Annotated in this window: 17 protein-coding genes and 2 tRNA genes; 12 read left to right on the top strand and 7 right to left on the bottom strand. The window is 72.0% G+C overall.

The features are described 5' to 3' along the window. Positions 1-11: 11 nt before the first annotated feature. The 3 genes from TOK_RS26415 to TOK_RS26405 all read right to left on the bottom strand — a co-directional run bounded on the left by TOK_RS26415 (position 12) and on the right by TOK_RS26405 (position 3084). The gene (locus TOK_RS26415) at positions 12-665 is read right to left on the bottom strand and encodes a dihydrofolate reductase family protein (RefSeq protein ID WP_098960655.1); all 654 of its coding nucleotides are present in this window, start codon (positions 663-665) and stop codon (positions 12-14) included. Between the two features lie 132 nt (positions 666-797). Then, positions 798-2639, bottom strand: a complete 1842-nt coding sequence (gene ilvD / locus TOK_RS26410; protein ID WP_098960654.1) for a dihydroxy-acid dehydratase — start codon at positions 2637-2639, stop codon at positions 798-800. A gap of 4 nt (positions 2640-2643) precedes the next feature. Next, positions 2644-3084: a PH domain-containing protein gene (locus TOK_RS26405; protein WP_141566564.1), complete on the bottom strand. Its 441-nt coding sequence runs from the start codon at positions 3082-3084 to the stop codon at positions 2644-2646. 265 nt (positions 3085-3349) lie between these two features. Between TOK_RS26405 and TOK_RS26400 the strand changes: the two genes are divergently transcribed. The 6 genes from TOK_RS26400 to TOK_RS26375 all read left to right on the top strand — a co-directional run bounded on the left by TOK_RS26400 (position 3350) and on the right by TOK_RS26375 (position 11014). Next, positions 3350-5287, top strand: coding sequence for an acetolactate synthase large subunit (locus tag TOK_RS26400; protein ID WP_098960652.1), 1938 nt, complete (start codon positions 3350-3352; stop codon positions 5285-5287). Between the two features lie 7 nt (positions 5288-5294). After that, positions 5295-5801 (top strand): acetolactate synthase small subunit, encoded by a 507-nt coding sequence (ilvN, locus tag TOK_RS26395; protein WP_098960859.1) that lies wholly within the window; start codon positions 5295-5297, stop codon positions 5799-5801. A gap of 43 nt (positions 5802-5844) precedes the next feature. Further along, complete coding sequence (gene ilvC, locus TOK_RS26390; RefSeq protein ID WP_098960651.1) at positions 5845-6849, top strand: ketol-acid reductoisomerase; 1005 nt, start codon at positions 5845-5847, stop codon at positions 6847-6849. Between the two features lie 89 nt (positions 6850-6938). Then, positions 6939-7940, top strand: a complete 1002-nt coding sequence (locus TOK_RS26385; RefSeq protein WP_172457794.1) for an LLM class flavin-dependent oxidoreductase — start codon at positions 6939-6941, stop codon at positions 7938-7940. A 181-nt stretch (positions 7941-8121) separates the two neighbouring features. Continuing rightward, positions 8122-9723 (top strand): phosphoglycerate dehydrogenase, encoded by a 1602-nt coding sequence (gene serA, locus TOK_RS26380; protein ID WP_098960650.1) that lies wholly within the window; start codon positions 8122-8124, stop codon positions 9721-9723. A gap of 253 nt (positions 9724-9976) precedes the next feature. Next, positions 9977-11014 (top strand): 3-isopropylmalate dehydrogenase, encoded by a 1038-nt coding sequence (locus tag TOK_RS26375; RefSeq protein ID WP_098960649.1) that lies wholly within the window; start codon positions 9977-9979, stop codon positions 11012-11014. Positions 11015-11091: 77 nt separating this feature from the next. Here TOK_RS26375 and TOK_RS26370 read toward each other — a convergent pair whose 3' ends face one another. Together TOK_RS26370 and TOK_RS26365 are read right to left on the bottom strand one after the other, a co-directional pair. After that, on the bottom strand, positions 11092-11406 hold the full coding sequence (locus TOK_RS26370; RefSeq protein ID WP_098960648.1) for an EthD family reductase: 315 nt from the start codon (positions 11404-11406) through the stop codon (positions 11092-11094). 170 nt (positions 11407-11576) lie between these two features. Beyond that, positions 11577-12860: an FAD-dependent oxidoreductase gene (locus tag TOK_RS26365; protein WP_098960647.1), complete on the bottom strand. Its 1284-nt coding sequence runs from the start codon at positions 12858-12860 to the stop codon at positions 11577-11579. Positions 12861-12917: 57 nt separating this feature from the next. Here TOK_RS26365 and gltX point away from each other — a divergent pair, with 57 nt between their 5' ends. From gltX to TOK_RS26350, 3 genes are all read left to right on the top strand, one after another. Beyond that, a complete protein-coding gene (gene gltX / locus TOK_RS26360) occupies positions 12918-14411 on the top strand; it encodes a glutamate--tRNA ligase (protein WP_098960646.1) in 1494 nt (497 codons plus the stop codon). Between the two features lie 69 nt (positions 14412-14480). Continuing rightward, positions 14481-14552, top strand: a tRNA-Gln gene (locus TOK_RS26355). Between the two features lie 47 nt (positions 14553-14599). Then, positions 14600-14672, top strand: a tRNA-Glu gene (locus tag TOK_RS26350). A 484-nt stretch (positions 14673-15156) separates the two neighbouring features. Here the strand turns inward: TOK_RS26350 and TOK_RS26345 are convergent. Both TOK_RS26345 and TOK_RS26340 read right to left on the bottom strand, forming a co-directional pair. Beyond that, positions 15157-16905 carry an Hsp70 family protein gene (locus TOK_RS26345; protein WP_098960857.1) on the bottom strand — a complete coding sequence of 583 codons (1749 nt, stop codon included), beginning with the start codon at positions 16903-16905 and terminating at the stop codon, positions 15157-15159. A 263-nt stretch (positions 16906-17168) separates the two neighbouring features. After that, positions 17169-17870, bottom strand: a complete 702-nt coding sequence (locus TOK_RS26340; protein WP_098960645.1) for an IclR family transcriptional regulator — start codon at positions 17868-17870, stop codon at positions 17169-17171. Positions 17871-17950: 80 nt separating this feature from the next. Between TOK_RS26340 and leuC the strand changes: the two genes are divergently transcribed. The 3 genes from leuC (at position 17951) to TOK_RS26325 (ending at position 20680) form a co-directional block, all read left to right on the top strand. Continuing rightward, positions 17951-19369 carry a 3-isopropylmalate dehydratase large subunit gene (gene leuC / locus TOK_RS26335; RefSeq protein WP_098960644.1) on the top strand — a complete coding sequence of 473 codons (1419 nt, stop codon included), beginning with the start codon at positions 17951-17953 and terminating at the stop codon, positions 19367-19369. Then, positions 19369-19965, top strand: coding sequence for a 3-isopropylmalate dehydratase small subunit (gene leuD, locus TOK_RS26330; protein ID WP_098960643.1), 597 nt, complete (start codon positions 19369-19371; stop codon positions 19963-19965). Before leuC ends, leuD begins: the two co-directional genes overlap by 1 nt. A 148-nt stretch (positions 19966-20113) precedes the next feature. Further along, complete coding sequence (locus TOK_RS26325; protein WP_098960642.1) at positions 20114-20680, top strand: HU family DNA-binding protein; 567 nt, start codon at positions 20114-20116, stop codon at positions 20678-20680. Positions 20681-20682: the final 2 nt, after the last annotated feature.

Raw genomic sequence — 20682 nt, 5'->3', positions numbered from 1 at the left:
ACCATCGCCACTCACGACCCCGTCGAGGCGGGCGTCGTCCGGTTCCACAGCTGATGGACGAGCCCGCTCGGCGAGGTGACCGACTCGACCGTGAAGCGGTCCTCGGTCCCGCTCACCCCGTCCCACAGCGACGTCCCGCGCCCGAGGGTGATCGGCACCGTCACCAGGTGCAGGAAGTCCACGAGGTCGGCCTGCAGGAACTGGCGGACGGTCGAGGGCCCGCCGCCGAGGCGGACGTCGAGACCCCCGGCGGCCTCCTGGGCCAGGCGCAGTACCTCCTGCGGTGACCCGTCGACGAAGTGGAAGCTCGTCCCGTTCGCGAACTCGATCGGCGGCAGTGCGTCATGGGTCATGACGAACACGGGTGTGCGGAAGGGCGGCTCGTCGCCCCACCAGCCGCGCCAGTCGTCGGGCCGGTCGGCGAGGGGTGGGCCGAACTTGGCGCGGCCCATGATCTCGGCCCCGATGCCCTGACCCCACAGGGTGGCCAGTGCCCGGTCCAGCGTGACGGGGGCCTCGACGGAGTCGATCCCGTGGATGAACCGCCCGTCGAACCCGCGGAAGAGGGCTTCCGCGCCGCCGATGGGGGCGTCGACGGTCACCGTCCCGCCGGCTGCGTAGCCGTCGAGGGAGATGTTGAGGTTGTGCACGCGGGTGCGGGGCATGGCGCCTCCTGGGAGCGACGGGGGTCGACGGACAGACCGGTCCGGAGGCCCGAACTCATCGCGCCCGGGTAACCGCAGCCCGGAGGTCGTGAGTGGCGATGGTCGCTCCAGCGACCATCGCCACTCACAGGGTCACGGGACCCTGCGGACCGCGCCGGTGTCGGCCGAGGTGGCCAGGGCGGCGTAGGCGCGCAGGGCCTGCGAGACCTGGCGCTGCCGGTCGGCCGGCTGCCACGGCCGCTCGGAGGCCTCCATCTTCGCCCGACGGGCGGCGAGGATCTCGTCGTCGACGAGGAGCTCCACCGCGCGGGCACGGACGTCGAGCAGGATCCGGTCGCCGTTCTCGACGAGACCGATCAGCCCGCCTGCGGCCGCCTCGGGGGACACGTGCCCGACCGAGATGCCGCTCGACCCGCCGGAGAAGCGGCCGTCGGTGATCAGCGCGCACTTGGCTCCGAGGCCCGCGCCCTTCAGGAACGCGGTGGGGTGCAGCATCTCCTGCATCCCCGGCCCGCCGGCGGGACCCTCGTACCGGACGACGAGGACGTCGCCGGGCTGGATCTCCTTGTTCAGGATGACCGAGACCGCCTCCTCCTGGCTCTCGACGACCCGCGCGGGGCCCTCGAAACGCCAGATGTCCTCGGGGATGCCGGCGGTCTTGATGACGGCACCCTTCTCGGCGAGGTTGCCGCGCAGCACGGCGAGGCCACCGTCGGCGGTGTAGGCGTGCTCGCGGTCGCGGATGCAGCCACCGGCGGCGTCGGTGTCCAGCGACGACCAGCGGTTCTCCGTGGAGAAGGCCTGCGTGGTCCGGACCCCGCCCGGTGCGGCGTGGTAGAGCTCGACGGCACGCTCCGACGGCGCGCCGGCGCGGATGTCCCACTCGTCGAGCCAGGCCTCCAGCGTCGGCGAGTGCACGGTGTGGACGTCGGTGTCGAGCAGCCCGGCGCGGCGCAGCTCGCCGAGGATGGCGGGGATTCCGCCGGCCCGGTGCACGTCCTCCATGTGGTAGCTGGAGTTCGGCGACACCTTGGCCAGGCACGGCACGCGCCGGGAGATGGCGTCGATGTCGGCGAGGGTGAAGTCGACCTCGCCCTCCTGTGCGGCGGCGAGGATGTGCAGCACCGTGTTCGTCGAGCCGCCCATGGCGACGTCGAGCGCCATCGCGTTCTCGAACGCGGCGCGGGTGGCGATGTTGCGGGGCAGCGCGGAGGCGTCGTCGTCGCGGTACCAGCGGGTGGCCAGGTCCATGACGGTCCGGCCGGCCTGCAGGAACAGCTCGCGGCGCGCGGCGTGGGTCGCGAGGGTGGAGCCGTTGCCCGGCAACGACAGCCCGAGGGCCTCGGTGAGGCAGTTCATCGAGTTGGCGGTGAACATGCCCGAGCAGGAGCCGCAGGTCGGGCACGCAGACCGCTCGACGATGTCGAGGCCCTCGTCGTCGACCTCGGTGGACGCCGACGCGGAGATCGCCGTGATCAGGTCGGTGGGGGCGTGGGCGACGCCGTCGACGACGACGGCCTTGCCGGCCTCCATCGGCCCGCCGGAGACGAAGACCGTCGGGATGTTCAGCCGCATCGCGGCGTTGAGCATGCCGGGGGTGATCTTGTCGCAGTTGGAGATGCAGACGAGCGCGTCGGCGGCGTGACCGTTGACCATGTACTCGACGGCGTCGGAGATGACCTCGCGGCTGGGCAGGGAGTAGAGCATCCCGCCGTGGCCCATGGCGATGCCGTCGTCGACGGCGATGGTGTGGAACTCACGGGCGGTGCCGCCGGCCTCGCGGACCGCACCGGCGACGAGGTCGCCCATGTCCTTGAGGTGCACGTGGCCGGGCACGAACTGGGTGTAGCTGTTGGCGATGGCGACGATCGGCTTGCCGAAGTCGTCGTCGGTCATCCCGGTGGCGCGCCACAGGGAACGCGCACCGGCGGCATTGCGGCCATGGGTGGTGACACGGGAACGCAGGGCCGGCATCGGCTCACTCTCCAGCCGGATCGGGCAGCCTGCCGCCGCTTGCGGCGGCGAGCTGGGACAGGTCACGGACGTGCACGGCGGGCAACGGGAGCTCCCCGCCGCTGGTCAGCACCGCGCTGACGCGGGCACCCCGGGACCGGGTGGCGGGCTGCAGGCGCAAGGAGCTGATCGACTCCCACGGTACGCGGCGGCTGCCGAACGGCCTGCGGACGGTCACGGCCTCGGTGTCGACGACGGTGCGGGTGCGCGCGAGCCAGTAGACGATGCCGACGGGCACGACGTAGACGAGCCAGAACCACGGCGCGCCGAAGGCGGCGGGGATCGCGAAGACGGCGAGCGCGATCGGGAAGAGGTAGCCGAGCCGCGCGGGCCGGAAGGCGGCCCGGGCGGGCGCCTCCACCGGGGTGCTGTCGTCCTGGTCGGGCCGCCGTCCCGTGCTGTTCACACGCCCCATCGTCGCACCCGGCGGGGTGACGTCCACCGCGGGTCGACGATCCGCCCGACGATGCGGTGCGCCACCGTGCTAGCGTCGGCACATGTTCGTTTCCGGAGTCCTCGTAATTCGCAGGCGCGTTCTCGCCTGAGTTCTGATCGAGTTCTCGGACGACGACGCGCCACCCTCGTTCCGCCACGGCGGCGAGGGTTTTTTCATGCCCTGACGACAGCTCCAGCAATGACCGCATCGTCCACGACGCAGCGAGGCTGACCGAATGACCACCGCCACCTCCCGCTCCGGAGCCACCGGACCCAGACCGGCACCGCCGCCCGGCCGCCCGGGTGACCGGGCCCGGACCGACGGCGTCCGCACCGACGTGCCCGGCCCCCGTATCGGGCCCGAGCCGATGACCGGGGCGAAGTCGCTCGTGCGTTCACTCGAGGAGATCGGCTGCGAGGTCGTCTTCGGCATCCCCGGCGGCACGATCCTGCCCGCGTACGACCCGCTGCTCGACTCGACTCGCGTCCGTCACGTCCTGGTCCGCCACGAGCAGGGCGCGGGCCACGCCGCCACCGGGTACGCGCAGGCGACCGGCCGCGTCGGCGTGTGCATGGCGACGTCGGGGCCGGGCGCGACCAACCTCGTCACCCCCATCGCCGACGCCTACATGGACTCGATCCCGATGGTGGCGATCACCGGTCAGCAGTCCCGCCCGCTGATCGGCACGGATGCCTTCCAGGAGGCCGACATCACCGGCATCACCATGCCGGTGACCAAGCACAACATGCTGGTGACCGAAGCGACGGAGATCCCGCGCGCGATCGCCGAGGCCTTCCACCTGGCGTCGACGGGCCGACCCGGCCCGGTGCTGGTGGACATCCCCAAGGACGTCCTGCAGGAGCAGACGACGTTCACGTGGCCCCCCGAGCTGAACCTGCCCGGCTACCGGCCGACGACCCGGCCGCACGGCAAACAGATCCGGGAGGCCGCGAAGCTGATGACCTCGGCGCAGCGGCCCGTGCTCTACGTCGGTGGCGGCGTGCTCAAGGCCGAGGCGTCGCCGGAGCTGCTGGAGCTCGCCGAGCTGACGGACATCCCGGTCGTGACGACGCTGATGGCGCGCGGGGCGTTCCCCGACAGCCACCCGCAGCACGTCGGGATGCCCGGCATGCACGGCACGGTGTCGGCCGTCGCGGCGCTGCAGGAGGCCGACCTCCTGGTCGCCCTCGGGTCGCGCTTCGACGACCGCGTCACCGGGAAGCTGTCGTCGTTCGCGCCGCACGCCGCGGTCGTGCACGCCGACATCGACCCGGCCGAGATCTCCAAGAACCGCCGCGCGGACGTGCCGATCGTCGGCGACTGCAAGGAGGTCATCGTCGACCTGCTCGAGGCGGTGCGCGCCGAGCGCGAGGACGGCACGGCCGACCTCACCGCCTGGTGGACCCGGCTGAACCACCTGCGCGAGACGTTCCCGCTGGGCTACGACTGGCCCGACGACGGCGCGCTGTCGCCGCAGTACGTCATCGAGCGGATCGGCGCGATCGCCGGACCCGACGCCGTCTACGCGGCGGGGGTCGGCCAGCACCAGATGTGGGCGGCCCAGTTCGTCAAGTACGAGAAGCCGCGCTCCTGGCTCAACTCCGGTGGCCTCGGCACGATGGGGTTCGCGGTGCCCGCGGCGATGGGTGCCAAGATGGCCCGGCCCGACGACGTCGTGTGGTGCATCGACGGAGACGGCTGCTTCCAGATGACCAACCAGGAGCTCGCGACCTGCGCGATCGAGAACATCCCGATCAAGGTCGCGATCATCAACAACGGCAACCTGGGCATGGTCCGGCAGTGGCAGAACCTCTTCTACAAGGAGCGGTACTCCAACACCGACCTCGGCACCCACAAGCACCGCATCCCCGACTTCAAGCTGCTCGCCGAGGCGATGGGCTGCGTCGGGCTGCGCGCGGAGTCCAAGGACGAGGTCGACAAGGTCATCCGGCAGGCCATGGAGATCAACGACCGGCCCGTCGTCATCGACTTCACCGTCGGCGCCGACGCGCAGGTCTGGCCGATGGTCGCCGCGGGGACGTCGAACGACGAGGTCATGTCCGCCCGCGGCATCCGTCCCCTGTTCGAGGGCGACGAGCTCGCCGCGGACGTCGCAGAGGTCGACGCCGTCACCGAGCGGGCCCTGGAGCACAACGACCAGGCGGGGGAGTAGTCCGATGATGCACACCCACACGCTGTCGGTCCTCGTCGAGGACAAGCCCGGCGTCCTGGCCCGCGTCTCGGGCCTGTTCTCCCGGCGCGGCTTCAACATCATCTCCCTGGCGGTCGGCCCGACCGAGCAGGAGGGCATCTCGCGGATGACGATCGTCGTCGCCGTCGAGGACCTGCCGCTGGAGCAGGTGACCAAGCAGCTCAACAAGCTGGTCAACGTCATCAAGATCGTCGAGCTCGACCCGGTCGCCTCGGTGCAGCGCGAGCTGCTGCTCGTCAAGGTCCGTGCCGACGCCGCCATCCGCAGCCAGGTGCTCGAGGCCGCCGAGCTGTTCCGGGCCAAGGTCGTCGACGTGGCCCCCGAGGCGCTGACCATCGAGGCCACCGGCACCGTCGACAAGCTCGCTGCGCTGCTGCGGATCCTCGAGCCCTACGGCATCCGCGAGATGGTCAAGTCCGGTCTGGTCGCCGTCGGCCGCGGACCCCGGTCCATCACCGCCGCCGCGGTCCGTTAGAGACTTGCCCGAACCCACCCTCGGAGAGGACGTAACACCCGTCATGAGCGTGAACATCTACTACGACGACGACGCCGACCTGTCGATCATCCAGGGCCGCAAGGTCGCCGTGATCGGCTACGGCTCCCAGGGGCACGCGCACGCACTGTCGCTGCGCGACTCGGGCGTCGACGTCAAGATCGGGCTGCCCGAGGGGTCGAAGAGCCGGCAGAAGGCCACCGACGAGGGCCTCGAGGTCCTCACCCCGGCCGAGGTCTCGGCGTGGGCCGACCTGATCATGATCCTCGCGCCCGACACGAAGCAGCGCTTCATCTACGCCGAGGACATCGCGCCCAACCTGAAGAGTGGCGACGCCATCTTCTTCGGGCACGGCTTCAACATCCGCTACGACCTCATCAAGGCGCCGGCCGACGTCGACGTCGCCATGGTCGCCCCGAAGGGTCCGGGCCACCTGGTCCGCCGCCAGTTCGTCGACGGCAAGGGCGTGCCTGCGCTCATCGCGGTCGAGCAGGACGCGACCGGCAACGCCAAGGCTCTCGCCCTCTCCTACGCGGCCGGGATCGGCGGCGCCCGCGCGGGCGTCATCGAGACCACCTTCAAGGAGGAGACCGAGACCGACCTGTTCGGTGAGCAGGCCGTCCTCTGCGGTGGCGCGGCCGCGCTGGTCCAGACCGGTTTCGAGGTCCTCACCGAGGCGGGCTACGCCCCGGAGATCGCCTACTTCGAGTGCCTGCACGAGCTCAAGCTGATCGTCGACCTCATGTACGAGGGCGGCATCGCCAACGAGCGCTTCTCCATCTCCGACACCGCCGAGTACGGCGACCTCACCCGTGGTCCGCGCGTCGTCAACGCCGCGACCAAGGAGGAGATGAAGAAGATCCTCGCCGAGATCCAGGACGGGCGCTTCGCGTCCGAGTGGGTCGCCGAGGACGAGGCCGGCCGCCCGAACTACACCCGCCTCCAGCAGGAGGGTGCCGAGCACCCCATCGAGGTCGTCGGTGAGAAGCTCCGCGGCCTGATGAGCTGGGTCGGCGAGAAGGCCAAGTGACCTGTGAGTGGCGATGGTCGCCATAGCGACCATCGCCACTCACGAGGCCGGTCCGGAAGAAGTTCGGGTGGGGAGGCGTTGGGCAGGACGTGCCCGACGTCTCCCTGCCGCCCCTGTCGATCCTCGATCTCGCCCTGGTCTCCCCGGGTGAGTCGGTGCGCGAAGGGCTCGACGCGACCGTCGAGCTGGCCCGCCGCGCGGAGCGATGGGGCTATCAGCGGATCTGGTACGCCGAGCACCACAACATGCGCGCCATCGCGTCGTCGGCGACGAGCGTGCTGATCGGGCACGTCGCCTCGCAGACCGAGCGGATCACCCTCGGCGCCGGCGGCATCATGCTGCCCAACCACTCGCCGCTGCAGGTCGCGGAGCAGTTCGGCACCCTCGCCGAGCTGTACCCGGGCCGTATCGAGCTGGGCCTGGGCCGCGCCCCGGGCACCGACCAGGCCACCTTCCGCGCGCTGCGCCGCGACCCGAACGCGTCCGAGACGTTCCCGCAGGACGTCCAGGAGCTGGCGGGCTTCCTCGGCTCGGCGTCGCTGGTCCCGGGTGTCGACGCGTTCCCCGGCAAGGGCACCGAGGTCCCGCTCGTCATCCTCGGGTCCTCGCTCTACGGTGCGCAGGTCGCCGCGTTCCTCGGCCTGCCCTACGCGTTCGCCTCGCACTTCGCGCCGGAGCAGCTGGAACGCGCGGTCGACCTGTACCGGGAGAAGTTCCGGCCGTCGCCGCAGCTCGCGGCGCCGCGGGTGCTCGCGGGCGTCAACGTCATCGCCGCTGACGACGCGGCCGACGCCGACGAGCTGCTGCGGATCGCGAAGCTCGACCGGGTCAAGCGCTTCCTGTCCCGCGGCGGGCACGACCTGACCGACGAGGAGGCCGCCCTCGCGATCGACATGCCGCAGGGACAGCAGATCCTCGACATGATGCGCTACACCGCCGTCGGCACCCCGGATGTCGTCGAGGACTACCTGACGGAGTTCGCGACGCGCGTCGGCATCGACGAGCTCATCGTCACCAGCCCCGCGGTCGACCGGACGGCGTGGTACCGCTCGTTCGAGCTGCTCGCCGCCCGGGCGGCCGTACCGGCCTGACGACTCCGGTCTGCCGCCCACCGGAATCGTGGTTCCGGTGGGCTGCCTCCGCAGTCCCTTTCGTCCGGATCCGCCCCACCCGTGTATCGCGCCGCTCACGGTGGGGAGACCCGCGCCGAGCAGCGCATCTAGGATCGGCGAGGTACCCCAGCCGACACCGATCCGGGAGCCCTGCAGCGTCGTGAGCACCGCCGCCACCCGTCCAGTCGTCCTGCTCGCCGAGAAGCTCGCACCGTCCGCGGTGGAGCTGCTGGGCGACGACGTCGAGATCCGCCACGTCGACGGAACCGATCGGCCCGCGCTGCTGTCCGCGGTCGCCGACGCCGACGCCCTCCTCGTGCGTTCCGCCACCAAGGTCGACGCCGAGGTCCTCGCCGCGTCGACCCGGCTCAAGGTCGTGGCCCGCGCGGGCGTCGGCCTCGACAACGTCGACGTCCCCGCCGCCACCGCGCGTGGCGTCATGGTCGTCAACGCGCCGACCTCCAACATCGTGTCCGCCGCCGAGCACGCCATCGCGCTGCTCTTCGCCGCGGCCCGCCACATCCCGCCGGCCGACGCAGCGCTGCGCCAGGGCCAGTGGAAGCGCAGCGCCTACACCGGCGTCGAGCTCAACGGCAAGACGGTCGGCATCGTCGGGCTGGGCAAGATCGGCCAGCTCGTCGCGCAGCGCCTCGCCGCCTTCGGGGTCACGTTCATCGCCTACGACCCCTACGTCGCGCCTGCCCGTGCGGCCCAGCTCGGCATCGAGCTCACCTCGCTCGAGGACGTGCTGCGCCGCGCCGACGTCATCTCCATCCACCTGCCGAAGACCCCCGAGACCCTGGGTCTGATCGGCAAGGACCAGCTCGCGATCACCAAGCCGGGGGTGATCATCGTCAACGCCGCGCGCGGTGGGCTGGTCGACGAGGTCGCCCTCGCCGAGGCCGTCCGCTCCGGGCACGTCGGCGGCGCGGGCATCGACGTCTACGTCACCGAGCCCACCACCTCCAGCCCGCTGTTCGAGCTGGAGAACATCGTCGTCACCCCGCACCTGGGCGCCTCCACCGACGAGGCCCAGGACCGCGCGGGCACCGACGTCGCGCGGTCGGTCCAGCTCGCGCTGGCCGGCGAGTTCGTCCCCGACGCCGTCAACGTGCAGGTCGACGGCGCCGTCGGCGAGGAGGTGCGCCCCTACCTGCCGCTCGTGCAGAAGATGGGCACGGTCCTGCACGCACTCGCGGGCCGCGTGCCGACGTCGATCACCGTCGACGTCGCGGGCGAGCTGTCGGGCGACGACGTCTCGATCCTGCCGCTGGCCGCTCTGCGCGGGGTGTTCACCCACGTCGTCGACGACCAGGTGACCTTCGTCAACGTGCCCGCCCTGGCCGCCGAGCGCGGCGTCTCCGTCGAGCTCACCACGGCCCCCGAGAGCGCCAACCACCGCAGCGTCGTCCAGCTGCGCGCCGCCATGCCCGACGGCGAGGCGATCACCGTCTCCGGCACGCTCACGGGCCGCGCCCAGGTCGAGAAGCTCGTCGAGATCAACGGCCGGCACTTCGACCTGCGTGCCGAGGGTGAGATCCTGCTCCTCGAGTACGCGGACCGGCCGGGTGTCATGGGCCGCGTCGGGTCCCTGCTCGGCGAGGCCGCGGTGAACATCGAGGCCGCGCAGATCAGCCAGACCACCGACGGTGCCGACGCGATCATGCTGCTCCGCATCGACCGCTCCGTCGACCAGGTGGTGCTCGACCCGATCGGCGCGTCCGTGGGCGCGCGGACGATCAAGCTCATCTCGCTCGACTGAGCGCGACCCGCCACGGGCGGGTGATCGGACCTGACGGCGGCCGCCGGGACACCCCGGCTGCCGCCGTCCCATGTGTCGGGCGGACAATCAGACCCGCTCGGGGGCGTGTCGCGCCCCCGGTTACGCGGTTCCGCCGCGCGGCGGGCGCCCGAACCACCGGGTCGGGTGACCTCGAAAGAGTGATCGACCGCCGGTCGGCGGTGTTGCAGCGGGTAGCGTGCTGCGACTCCCCAAGCAGAGAGGAACCCTTGACATGCGCCTTGCGGTCATTCCCGGCGACGGCATCGGGCCGGAGGTCATCGACGAGGCGCTCAAGGTCCTCAACGAGGTCTCGCCCGGCGTCGAGACCACGAACTACGACCTCGGCGCCGCACGCTGGCACTCCACCGGCGAGCTCCTGCCCGAGTCGGTCCTCACCGAGCTGCGCGGGCACGACGCGATCCTGCTCGGCGCCGTCGGTGACCCCTCGGTCCCCAGCGGCATCCTCGAGCGCGGCCTGCTCCTGCGCCTGCGCTTCGAGCTCGACCACCACGTGAACCTGCGCCCCGCGCGGCTCTACCCGGGTGTCCGCGGCCCGCTCGCCGGCAACCCGGAGATCGACCTCGTCGTCGTCCGCGAGGGCACCGAGGGCCCGTACGTCGGCACCGGTGGGCTGCTCCGCAAGGACACCCCGCAGGAGGTGGCCACGGAGGTCAGCACCAACACCGCGTTCGGCATCGAGCGCGTGGTGCGCGACGCCTTCGCCCGCGCCGAGCGCCGTCCCCGCAAGCACCTCACGCTCGTCCACAAGACGAACGTGCTCGCCTTCGCCGGGGCGCTCTGGTCGCGGATCGTCGAGGAGGTCTCGCTCGAGCACCCCGACGTCACCGTCGCCTACCAGCACGTCGACTCGACGACGATCCACCTCGTCACCGACCCGTCGCGCTACGACGTGATCGTCACCGACAACCTGTTCGGCGACATCCTCACCGACCTCGCGGCCGCGGTGACCGGCGGCATCGGCCTCGCGGCCAGTGGCAACATCGACGCCAGCGGCAAGAACCCGAGCATGTTCGAGCCGGTGCACGGCAGTGCTCCCGACATCGCCGGGCAGGGCATCGCCGACCCGACGGCCGCCATCCTGTCGGTCGGGCTGCTTCTCGACCACACCGGCAAGCGCGACGCCGCCCGCCGCATCGAGGCCGCCGTCGCCTTCGACCTGGCGACGCGCGACCACGGCGCCAACAGCCACACCCGCTCCATCGGCGACCGGCTCGCCGCGCTCGTCAGCCAGGCTGCCGCGCCGGCCTGATCCCGCGCACGCACGACGACGGCGGCGGGACCCCGAGCACGGGGTCCCGCCGCCGTCGTCGGGTGCGGGGTGGGTGGTCAGACGACCGCGGTGCTGGGGCCGGTCAGCATCGTGACGCCGGCGCCCGCGAAGTTGTCCAGGTCCGCGACGGCCTCCTTGCCTGCCTCGCTCCCCAGCGACGCGCCCGCCGCCTCCGCCGAGTCCCAGACCAGCACGGCGATCAGGTGGTAGTCGGGCTTCGTGCCGTCGGGTCCCGGCTGCGGGCGGGAGATGCTGAAGCTCCGCACGTCGGGCAGCTTCGCGGCGAGCACCGCGTGCACGTCGTCGTAGTGCTTGTCGAACGCCGCGACGTCGGAGGGGTGGTTGTACAGAGCGGTGAGCTGGTAGGACACGAATGCCTCCCGATCGGGGCCACGACCTCGGTGTCGACGGCCTCGCCCGCCATCATGCCCACCCGCGCCGGATCGCGGGCCCCCGAACGTGCAGTGCCTCCGCAGGTGCGGCGCACCTGTGCCGGTGCCTCGCCCTGCCCCGCCGGGAACGAACGGCTCGGTGACGCCACTCAGTCGCGCGACTGGGCCGTTCCTCCGGGAGGAGTGGGGCGGCGTGCCCAGGCCGGTGCGCGCTCGGGCAGCGGGCCGATGGCCACCAGCCGCGCCGGGATGCCCTGCAGGAGGGGGAACCGCTGCGTGATGCGGATCGGCAGGGGGAGGGTGCCCGTCGTCGTAGCCGGGAGGTCCTGGTCGGCGCTCAGCGCCTTGCCGAGCACCGCGCGGTGCGCCAGCCGCTGCCCGCCCTGCACCAGCGCCGTCGGCCACCAGCGACGCAGCTGGACCCGGCGCAGCGCCGCCGTCGACGCCGTCCCGCCGCGGCGCAGCTCCGGCGCGAGGATCCGGGCCGCGGCCACCGCGTCGGCCACCGCCAGGTTGATCCCGACGCCCCCGACCGGCGACATCGCGTGTGCCGCGTCGCCGATCAGCAACAGGCCGTCGGCGAACCAGCGGCGCAGCCGGTCGAGCCGGACGTCGAGCAGCTTGACGTCGTCCCACGACTCCAGGGTGTCGACGCGGTCGCCCAGCCACGGGACGAGCCCGGCCATCCGCCGCCGCAGCTCACCGATGCCCTTCGCGCGCAGCTCGGCGTCGCTGCCCTTGCGGATCATGTAGGCACACTGCCACTGGTCCCCGCGGTCGATGAGGACGCAGAAGTGCCCGGCGGTGAAGCGGCCGAGCCCGCCGGCGACGTCGTCGGCACGGCGGGGGAGCCGGAACCACCACACGTCCATGGGGACGCCGAAGCCGCGTGGGCGCAGTCCGGCGGCGGTGCGCACCGCGGAGTGCCGGCCGTCGCAGGCGACGGTGAGCGCCGCCGCGAGCTCGTGCTCCTCGCCGGTGGCGCGGTCGGTGTAGCGGACGCCGGTGACGCGGCCGCTCTCGCGCAGCAGGCCCGTGACGTCCGCCCGGCGCAGCAGCGTGAACGAGGGCTCGTCGGCCGCGGCGGCGGCGAGCAGGTCGAGGAAGTCCCACTGCGGGACCAACGCGATGTGCTGGTGGGCGCCCGGCAGCCGGCTCATGTCGGCGATCTGGACGAGCCCGCCGTCCAGCTGGGCGGCGACCCGGTCGAGGCGACGCTGCGGGATGGCGGCGAAGCGTTCACCGAGCCCGAGGTCGTCGAGCAGGGTGAGGGTGGAGGCGTGGACGGTGTCGCCACGGAAGTCACGCAGGAAGTCGGCGTGCTTCTCCAGGACGGTGACCTCCACCCCGGCCCGGGCGAGCAACAGCCCCATGACCATACCGGCGGGTCCGCCTCCGACGACCGCGACGGTGGTGCGCTCGTTTTTCCCCATGTGTTGAATAGTATCCCCGGTTCCGGGGCCGGTCGAGGGGTGCGAGACCATGGGGAGGTGAGCTCTCCCTCCCAGGTCCGGGTGCGGTTCTGCCCGTCGCCCACCGGCACGCCGCACGTCGGCCTCATCCGCACCGCGCTGTTCAACTGGGCCCACGCCCGGCACAACGGCGGCGCGTTCGTCTTCCGGATCGAGGACACCGACGCGGCGCGCGACAGCGTCGAGTCCTACGAGGCGCTGCTCGACGCCCTGCGCTGGCTGGGACTCGACTGGGACGAGGGCCCCGAGGTCGGCGGCCCCCACGGCCCCTACCGGCAGAGCGAGCGTTCCGACCTCTACCGCGACGCCCTCACCCGGCTGACCGAGGCGGGCGAGGTCTACGAGTCGTTCTCCTCCGCCGAGGAGATCGAGGCCCGCCACCGCGCCGCCGGCCGCGACCCGAAGCTCGGCTACGACAACGCCGACCGTGCGCTGACCGACGAGCAGAAGGCGGCGTTCCGGGCCGAGGGTCGCAAGCCCGTCTTCCGGCTGCGCATGCCAGACCACGACATCACCTTCGCCGACCTCGTCCGCGGCGACGTGACGTTCAAGGCCGGGACCGTGCCCGACTTCGTCCTCGCCCGCGGCGACGGCAGCCCGCTCTACCCGCTCACCAACCCGCTCGACGACGCCCTCATGGGTGTCACCCACGTCCTGCGCGGCGAGGACCTTCTGTCGTCCACCCCACGCCAGATCGCGCTGTTCGAGGCGTTCCAGCGGGTCGGCATCGGCACCGGCGCCCCCAGCTACGCGCACCTGCCCCTCGTCACCGGCGAGGGTGCCCGGAAACTGTCCAAGCGCGACCCCGAGTCGAACCTGTTCCACTATCGCGACCGCGGATTCCTCCCCGAGGGACTGCTCAACTACCTCGCATTGCTGGGATGGTCGATCGCCGAGGACCGCGACGTCTTCTCCCTCGACGAGATGGTCTCCGCATTCGATGTGTCGCGCGTCTCGTCGAATGCGGCCCGCTTCGACCTCAAGAAGGCGGAGGCGATCAATTCCGCGCACATGAGGCTGCTCCCTGTCGACGAGTTCGCCCGCCGGGTCGTTCCCTACCTGGCGGCCGAGGGTGTGATCACCGGCACTCCCACCGAGGCGCAGTCCGCGCTCCTCGCCGCCGCCGCCCCGCTCGTGCAGGAGCGCAGCGTCGTCCTGTCCGACGCCGCCCGCATGCTCCGCTTCCTCTTCGTCGACGAGGACGGCTTCGCGATCGACGACGACGCCGCCGCCAAGAACCTCGGTGCCGACGCGGCCCCCGTCCTCGACGCGGCCCTGACCGGCCTGAACAGCCTCGACGACTGGTCCGCCACCGCGATCGAGGAGTCTCTCAAGGCCACGCTCGTCGACGGACTGGGCCTCAAGCCGAGGAAGGCGTTCGGCCCCGTGCGCGTCGCCGTCTCGGGTCGGACCGTGTCGCCGCCGCTCTACGAGAGCATGGAACTCCTGGGGCGTGAGCGGTCGATGCGGCGACTGGGGGCCGGTTTGGAGCGGGCTCGGGGCGTGGTCTAGAGTTCTCTTCGCAGGGCGCGGGAAACCGGGCCGGCGGGAAACCGCAAGGCCCGGAGAACGCGATCCCTTTGGGGTATGGTGTAATTGGCAGCACGACTGATTCTGGTTCAGTTAGTCTAGGTTCGAGTCCTGGTACCCCAGCGGAAACGCCTCCAGCGCTTTCCAGTAAGATAATCGAAGAAGTTCCTGGCCCCGTCGTCTAGCGGCCTAGGACGCCGCCCTCTCAAGGCGGTAGCGCGGGTTCAAATCCCGTCGGGGCTACAACGAAAGGCCCCCGCTCTCCGGAGCGGGGGCCTCTTTCGTGTGCGGTGACGCCAATGGACGAGCCCCAATGCCGAATGTGGTCCGGGACGCCCATCGAGCCCGGACGGCGGCGTGGTGCAGCCGCGTCCTCAGCGCAACCGCATTGCCGTGTTCGGCCCCAGGTGAGCAAATGGGGCCCTCTGCGACGCCGGAACGCGGCCGCGAGCGCCGCGTGCGCCGAGACCGACGTGAGTGCTGTTCTCGACCCTTCGGGCGACATTGACGTAGGTCTCGGCGGCGCCTAGCGAGGCCCGTCGCGGGCACCGCCGAGGACGGAACCAGCAGACATCACGCCGAACTCGACACAAGACCGCCCGCGTCGATGATCGAGGCAGTCCGGAGTCGAACTCGCGGGAGTTGGTGATCGAGCAGGTCCGGCGATGCGCCCGCCGGGGGTCGTGAGTGGGGATGGTCGCCATGGCGACCATCCCCACTCACAGGATCAGGGGGCCGTCGTGACCGGCGGCGGCGGAGAGCTGGTGACCGGCGGCGGAGGGGAACTGGTGACCGGCGGCGGCACGGAGCTGGTGACCGGAGGCTTCGTCGACGTCACTGGCGGCGGTACGACCTTGGTCGTCGTGCGGACGACCGGGGGAGGCACGTTGTTGCGGGAGGACTCGGTCTCCGGCGGGACCTCTGTCGTCGTCGGGGCCGCTTCCGTCGTGGTGACGGCCTCCGACGGGACGATGCGGGTGTTGGCGGCGCTGGTGGGGTTGCTCTGGGGCCAGAAGAGCACGGCGGCGATGACACCGAGGGCCGCGAGCACGCCACCGGCGGCGACGAGGAGGACCGGGGTGCGCCGCGGAGGGGCGTCGCGGTCCAGGTCGGGGGAGGCGTAGGGGTCGCCGTAGCCGCCGGGGCCGGCCATGGGCGTCCCGTCGCGGGGAGGCGGCGGGGGCGGGGCGACGGGCGGGTGGTAGCCGCCGGAGGCGGCGATGCGGCGGACGTCGACGGTGGGCAGCTCGTCGGTGGCGGGCGAGTGCGCCATGGCAGCGGCCCCCATCGCGGCGGCGCCGAGCGCACCGGCCCCGAGCGCGGCCGCGCCCATGCCGGGGGGAGGCCCACCGTGTGCGGGATGGCCGCCGGTGCCGTTGCCGCCGGGTGCGGGTGGGGCGACGGGCTGCTGCGGGGCCAGCGCGATGGCGGCGCCCTTGGCGATGGCGTTCTTGGGGTCGGCGTCGACGGCGACGGGCCTGCCGAACTCCTCGGAGACGGTCTGTGCGACGAGCGGGATGCGGGAGGAGCCGCCGACGAGCAGGACGGCGGAGGTCTCGTCGGGGGTGAGCCCGGCCGAGGCGATGGCGCGGCCGAGCGCGGCGACGGTCTCGTCGATCTGCGGCCCGATCATCTGCTCGAACTCGCTGCGGTGGAGCCGGACGGAGCCCTGGCTGCCGGGGAGCATGACGGCGACGGAGGCCTCGGTGTCGGAGCTGAGGGCTTCCTTGGCCTCGGTGCAGTCGCGGCGGATGCGGGCGACGGCGGAGAGGACGGCGGGGTCGGCCTCGTCGAGATCGGCGAAGGCGTCGGGCATCCCTTCGACGACGTGGTCGAAGACGACCTGGTCGAAGTCGATGCCGCCGAGGCGTTCGAGGCCCTCGGGGCGGCCGAGGAGGCCGAAGTTGCCGTCCTTGCGGACGACGGCGGCGTCGAAGGTGCCGCCGCCGAGGTCGTAGACGGCGATGGTGGCGCCTTGCTCGACGCGCTCGGAGGAGGCGTAGTGCAGGGCGGCGGCCTGGGGTTCGGCGAGGAAGGTGACGGTGAGCCCGACGCGGGCGAGGGCGCCGGCGAAGAGTTCCTTCTTGTGGCCGCCCCAGGATGCGGGGTGGGTGACGGAGATGCGGTCGGCGACGCCGCCTTCGCGGGCGGCGACCTGGTCGACGACCCAGCGGACGAGGCGGGCGGAGAGGTCCTCGGGGGTCCAGGGCTGGCCGGCGACGTGGATCGGGGTGGGGTCGCCGACGCGGCGCTTGAACTCGCGGACGACGCGGTCGGGGTCGGTGAGGGCGCGGCGTTCGGCGGCCTCTCCGACGACGACGCCGCCGTCGGCTCCGATGAACAGGACGGACGGCACGTGGACGGAGCGGTCGCCGAGGTTGACCATCTCGGTCTCGACGATCCGCCCCCCGTCGAGGCGGGTGATCGCCGCCGCGGTCCGAGTGGTGCCTACGTCGATGCCGAGCAGGTAGCTCATCGTCACCCGTCTTTGTCCGGTTCCCCAACCAATGCGACTCTCCGTGTCCATCGAGCCGGAGCGACGTCACGTTAGCGTCACGATGCCCGGACTCCGGCAACCGGCCCGGGGTCGCGGCGTCGAGCGGTGCCGCTGGGTCCGTGCGTGGTGCGGAGGGTCGCCCCCCGACGAGGATGCCAGGGCCGCGGCGGATGGGCGGCGGGTCACGGCGGCCGTGGCCGAATCGGGACCCGGGACGTGGCCGGGTGCTCGTCCGCGCGCTCCTAGAGGCGGTGCTGGAGGGCCTCGGCGGCGGCGAGGAGGTCGGCGGCCCAGCGGACGCCTGGGCGGCGGCCGATGCGGTCGACGGGCCCGGAGACGGAGACGGCGGCGACGACCTTGCCGGCGCCGTCGCGGACGGGTGCGGAGACACTGGAGACGCCGGCTTCGCGTTCGGCGACGGACTGGGCCCAGCCGCGGCGGCGGACGTCGAGCAGGACGCGTTCGGTGAAGGTGGCCTCGGCGAGGACGGCCCGCTGGGTGGCGGGGTCGGCCCAGGCGGCGAGGACCTTGGCGCCGGATCCGGCGGTCATGGGCAGGCGGGTGCCGACGGGGACGGTGTCGCGCAGGCCGCTGACGGGTTCGGCGGTGGCGATGCAGATGCGATGGGTGCCGTCGCGGCGGTAGAGCTGGACGCTCTCGCCGGTGATGTCGCGCAGCCGGGGGAGGACGGCGGCGGCCGCGTCGAGCAGGGGGTCGCCGTGGCCGCTGGAGAGCTCGGCGAGGGTGGGGCCGGGGCGCCAGCGGCCGTCGGCCCCGCGGTGGAGCAGGCCGTGGACCTCGAGGCCGACGGCGAGGCGGTGGGCGGTGGCGCGGGGCAGGCCGGTGCGTTCGCAGAGCTCGGTGAGGCCGCACGGTTCGGCGGCCGCGGCACGAAGTACGCCCACGGCCTTGTCGAGTACGCCGATCCCGCTAGACTGTCTCACGCCTCGATACTAGCTTCCCAATATCTGGGAGGCTAGGTCGATCCACCACCACATGAGGCGAAACGCGAGGAGGCGGCGCCGTGAACCAGGCGCGCACGCTGGCCGAGAAGGTCTGGGACCGGCACGTGGTCCGCAAGGGGGAGGGGCAGGAGCCCGATCTCCTCTACATCGACCTGCACCTCGTGCACGAGGTCACGAGCCCGCAGGCGTTCGACGGGCTCCGGCTCGCGGGCCGCCCGGTGCGCCGGCCGGACCTCACGATCGCGACCGAGGACCACAACGTCCCGACGAAGGACGTGCACCTCCCGATCGCCGACGAGGTGTCCCGGACGCAGGTGGAGACGCTGCGGCGCAACTGCGCGGAGTTCGGCGTCGACCTGTACCCGATGAACCACGCCGAGCAGGGCATCGTCCACATCATCGGCCCGCAGCTGGGGCTGACCCAGCCGGGCATGACGGTGGTCTGCGGCGACAGCCACACCTCGACGCACGGCGCGTTCGGCGCGATGGCGTTCGGGATCGGCACGTCGGAGGTCGAGCACGTGCTCGCCACGCAGACGTTGCCGCTCAAGCCGTTCAGGACGATGGCGATCAACGTCAACAGCGCCGACGGCACGCTGCGCCCGGGCGTCACGAGCAAGGACGTGGTGCTGGCGATCATCGCGAAGATCGGCACCGGCGGCGGGCAGGGCTACGTCCTGGAGTACCGGGGCAACGTCATCGAGAACCTCTCGATGGAGGCCCGGATGACGATCTGCAACATGTCGATCGAGGCGGGCGCCCGCGCGGGCATGATCGCGCCGGACCAGGTCACCTACGACTTCGTCGAGGGTCGTGACCACGCGCCGAAGGGCGCGGAGTGGGACGCCGCGGTGGCCGACTGGACGACGCTGCGCACCGACGAGGGCGCGACGTTCGACGCCGAGGTCGACATCGACGGCGACGAGCTGACGCCGTTCGTCACATGGGGCACCAACCCGGGGCAGGGACTGCCGCTGGGTGCCGACGTGCCCGACCCGGCCGCGATCGTCGACGAGAACGAGCGGGCCGCCGCCGAGCGGGCGCTGGAGTACATGGGCCTCGACGCGGGGATGCCGCTGCGCGAGGTCCGCGTCGACACGGTGTTCGTCGGCTCCTGCACCAACGGCCGCATCGAGGACCTGCGTGCTGCGGCCGAGGTGATCGACGGTCGGACGCTGGCGGAGGGCGTCCGGATGCTGGTCGTGCCCGGGTCGATGCGGGTGCGCTTCCAGGCCGAGGACGAGGGACTGGACAAGGTGTTCACCGCCGCCGGCGCGGAGTGGCGTTCGGCGGGCTGCTCGATGTGCCTCGGGATGAACCCCGACCAGCTCGCCCCGGGTGAGCGCAGCGCGTCGACGTCGAACCGCAACTTCGAGGGCCGCCAGGGCAAGGGCGGCCGCACCCATCTCGTCTCGCCGGTCGTGGCCGCGGCCACCGCCGTCCGCGGGACCCTGTCGTCGCCGGAGGACCTGGACTGATGGACGCGATCAGCACGCACACCGGGATCGGCGTTCCGCTGCGCCGGTCCAACGTGGACACCGACCAGATCATCCCGGCGGTCTACCTCAAGCGCGTGACCCGCACGGGCTTCGAGGACGGCCTGTTCGCGGCCTGGCGCCAGCACCCGGACTTCATCCTCAACACCGAGCCGTTCTCGCGGGGGTCGGTGCTGGTCGCCGGTCCGGACTTCGGGACCGGCAGCTCCCGCGAGCACGCCGTGTGGGCGCTGATGGACTACGGCTTCCGGGTCGTGATCGCGGCGCGCTTCGGCGACATCTTCCGCGGCAACTCGGCCAAGGGCGGGCTCGTCGCGGCGCAGTGCGAGCAGCACGACGTCGAGCTCCTGTGGAAGCTGCTGGAGAACGAGCCGGGTACGGAAGTGACCGTCGACCTGCAGGAACGCACCGTCCAGGCCAAGGACCTGACGTTCGCGTTCCAGATCGACGACTACACCCGCTGGCGGCTGCTGGAGGGTCTCGACGACATCGGCCTGACCCTGCGCCACGAAGCCGACATCACGACGTTCGAGGCGAGCCGGCCTGCGTGGCTGCCGGTCACCACGCCGGTCGGCTGAGGCGCCGTCCGTTCGGTACCGAGCGGGCAGTGGATCGCCCGGACACGTTGCGGCACAGTCCACGAACAGGGACTGTTGTTGCACGGCAAGGGTTTTTCTTGGCCTGATCTCTGGTGTGAGCTGCGAGAACACTCTACCGTGCGCAGTCATGAACAAGACGCAGCTCGTGGACGCGCTCGCGGCGCGGCTCGGCGACCGGCGGACCGCGGCGTCCGCGGTCGACGGAGTGCTCTCGATCATCGTGGACACGGTCGGCTCGGGTGGCTCGGTGTCGCTCACCGGGTTCGGCGTCTTCGAGGCGCGTGCCCGGGCTGCGCGTGTCGCGCGGAACCCGCGCACCGGTGACACGGTCGCCGTCCCGCCGACGGTGGTGCCCGCCTTCCGGCCGGGCATCGCCTTCAAGGCGACGGTCTCCGGCAACGGTGCCGCGGCGGAGGCCGCCAAGCCGGCTCCGGCCCGCCGCCCCCGTGGCACCGCGGCCGCCGCAGCCGCTCCGGCCGCCCCCGCCAGGGCGACGCGCAGCCGGGCCAAGGCGACGACGTCGTTCGCCGAGAAGCCGGCGCCGAAGTCGGCCAAGGCGGCGGCGCCGAAGACGGCGGCGGCAGCGAAGCCGAAGCCGGCTCCGAAGGCCGCCGCGGCCACCAAGGCCGCGCCGGCGAAGGCGGAGAAGCCCGCTGCCGCTGCCAAGGCCAAGAAGGCCAAGGCGAAGAAGTAGCT

The sequence above is a fragment of the Pseudonocardia sp. N23 genome (assembly GCF_002583555.1).
Taxonomy (GTDB): Bacteria; Actinomycetota; Actinomycetes; order Mycobacteriales; family Pseudonocardiaceae; genus Pseudonocardia.
Note: the sequence above shows the minus strand (reverse complement) of the source record. Positions and strands in the feature narration are given on the sequence as shown.

Coding starts and splice junctions, on each gene's coding strand:
- TOK_RS26415 (WP_098960655.1), bottom strand. CDS start 665: ATGCCCCGCACCCGCGTGCACAACCTCAACATCTCCCTCGACGGCTAC.
- ilvD (WP_098960654.1), bottom strand. CDS start 2,639: ATGCCGGCCCTGCGTTCCCGTGTCACCACCCATGGCCGCAATGCCGCC.
- TOK_RS26400 (WP_098960652.1), top strand. CDS start 3,350: ATGACCACCGCCACCTCCCGCTCCGGAGCCACCGGACCCAGACCGGCA.
- ilvN (WP_098960859.1), top strand. CDS start 5,295: ATGCACACCCACACGCTGTCGGTCCTCGTCGAGGACAAGCCCGGCGTC.
- ilvC (WP_098960651.1), top strand. CDS start 5,845: ATGAGCGTGAACATCTACTACGACGACGACGCCGACCTGTCGATCATC.
- TOK_RS26375 (WP_098960649.1), top strand. CDS start 9,977: ATGCGCCTTGCGGTCATTCCCGGCGACGGCATCGGGCCGGAGGTCATC.
- TOK_RS26365 (WP_098960647.1), bottom strand. CDS start 12,860: ATGGGGAAAAACGAGCGCACCACCGTCGCGGTCGTCGGAGGCGGACCC.
- TOK_RS26345 (WP_098960857.1), bottom strand. CDS start 16,905: ATGAGCTACCTGCTCGGCATCGACGTAGGCACCACTCGGACCGCGGCG.
- leuD (WP_098960643.1), top strand. CDS start 19,369: ATGGACGCGATCAGCACGCACACCGGGATCGGCGTTCCGCTGCGCCGG.
- TOK_RS26325 (WP_098960642.1), top strand. CDS start 20,114: ATGAACAAGACGCAGCTCGTGGACGCGCTCGCGGCGCGGCTCGGCGAC.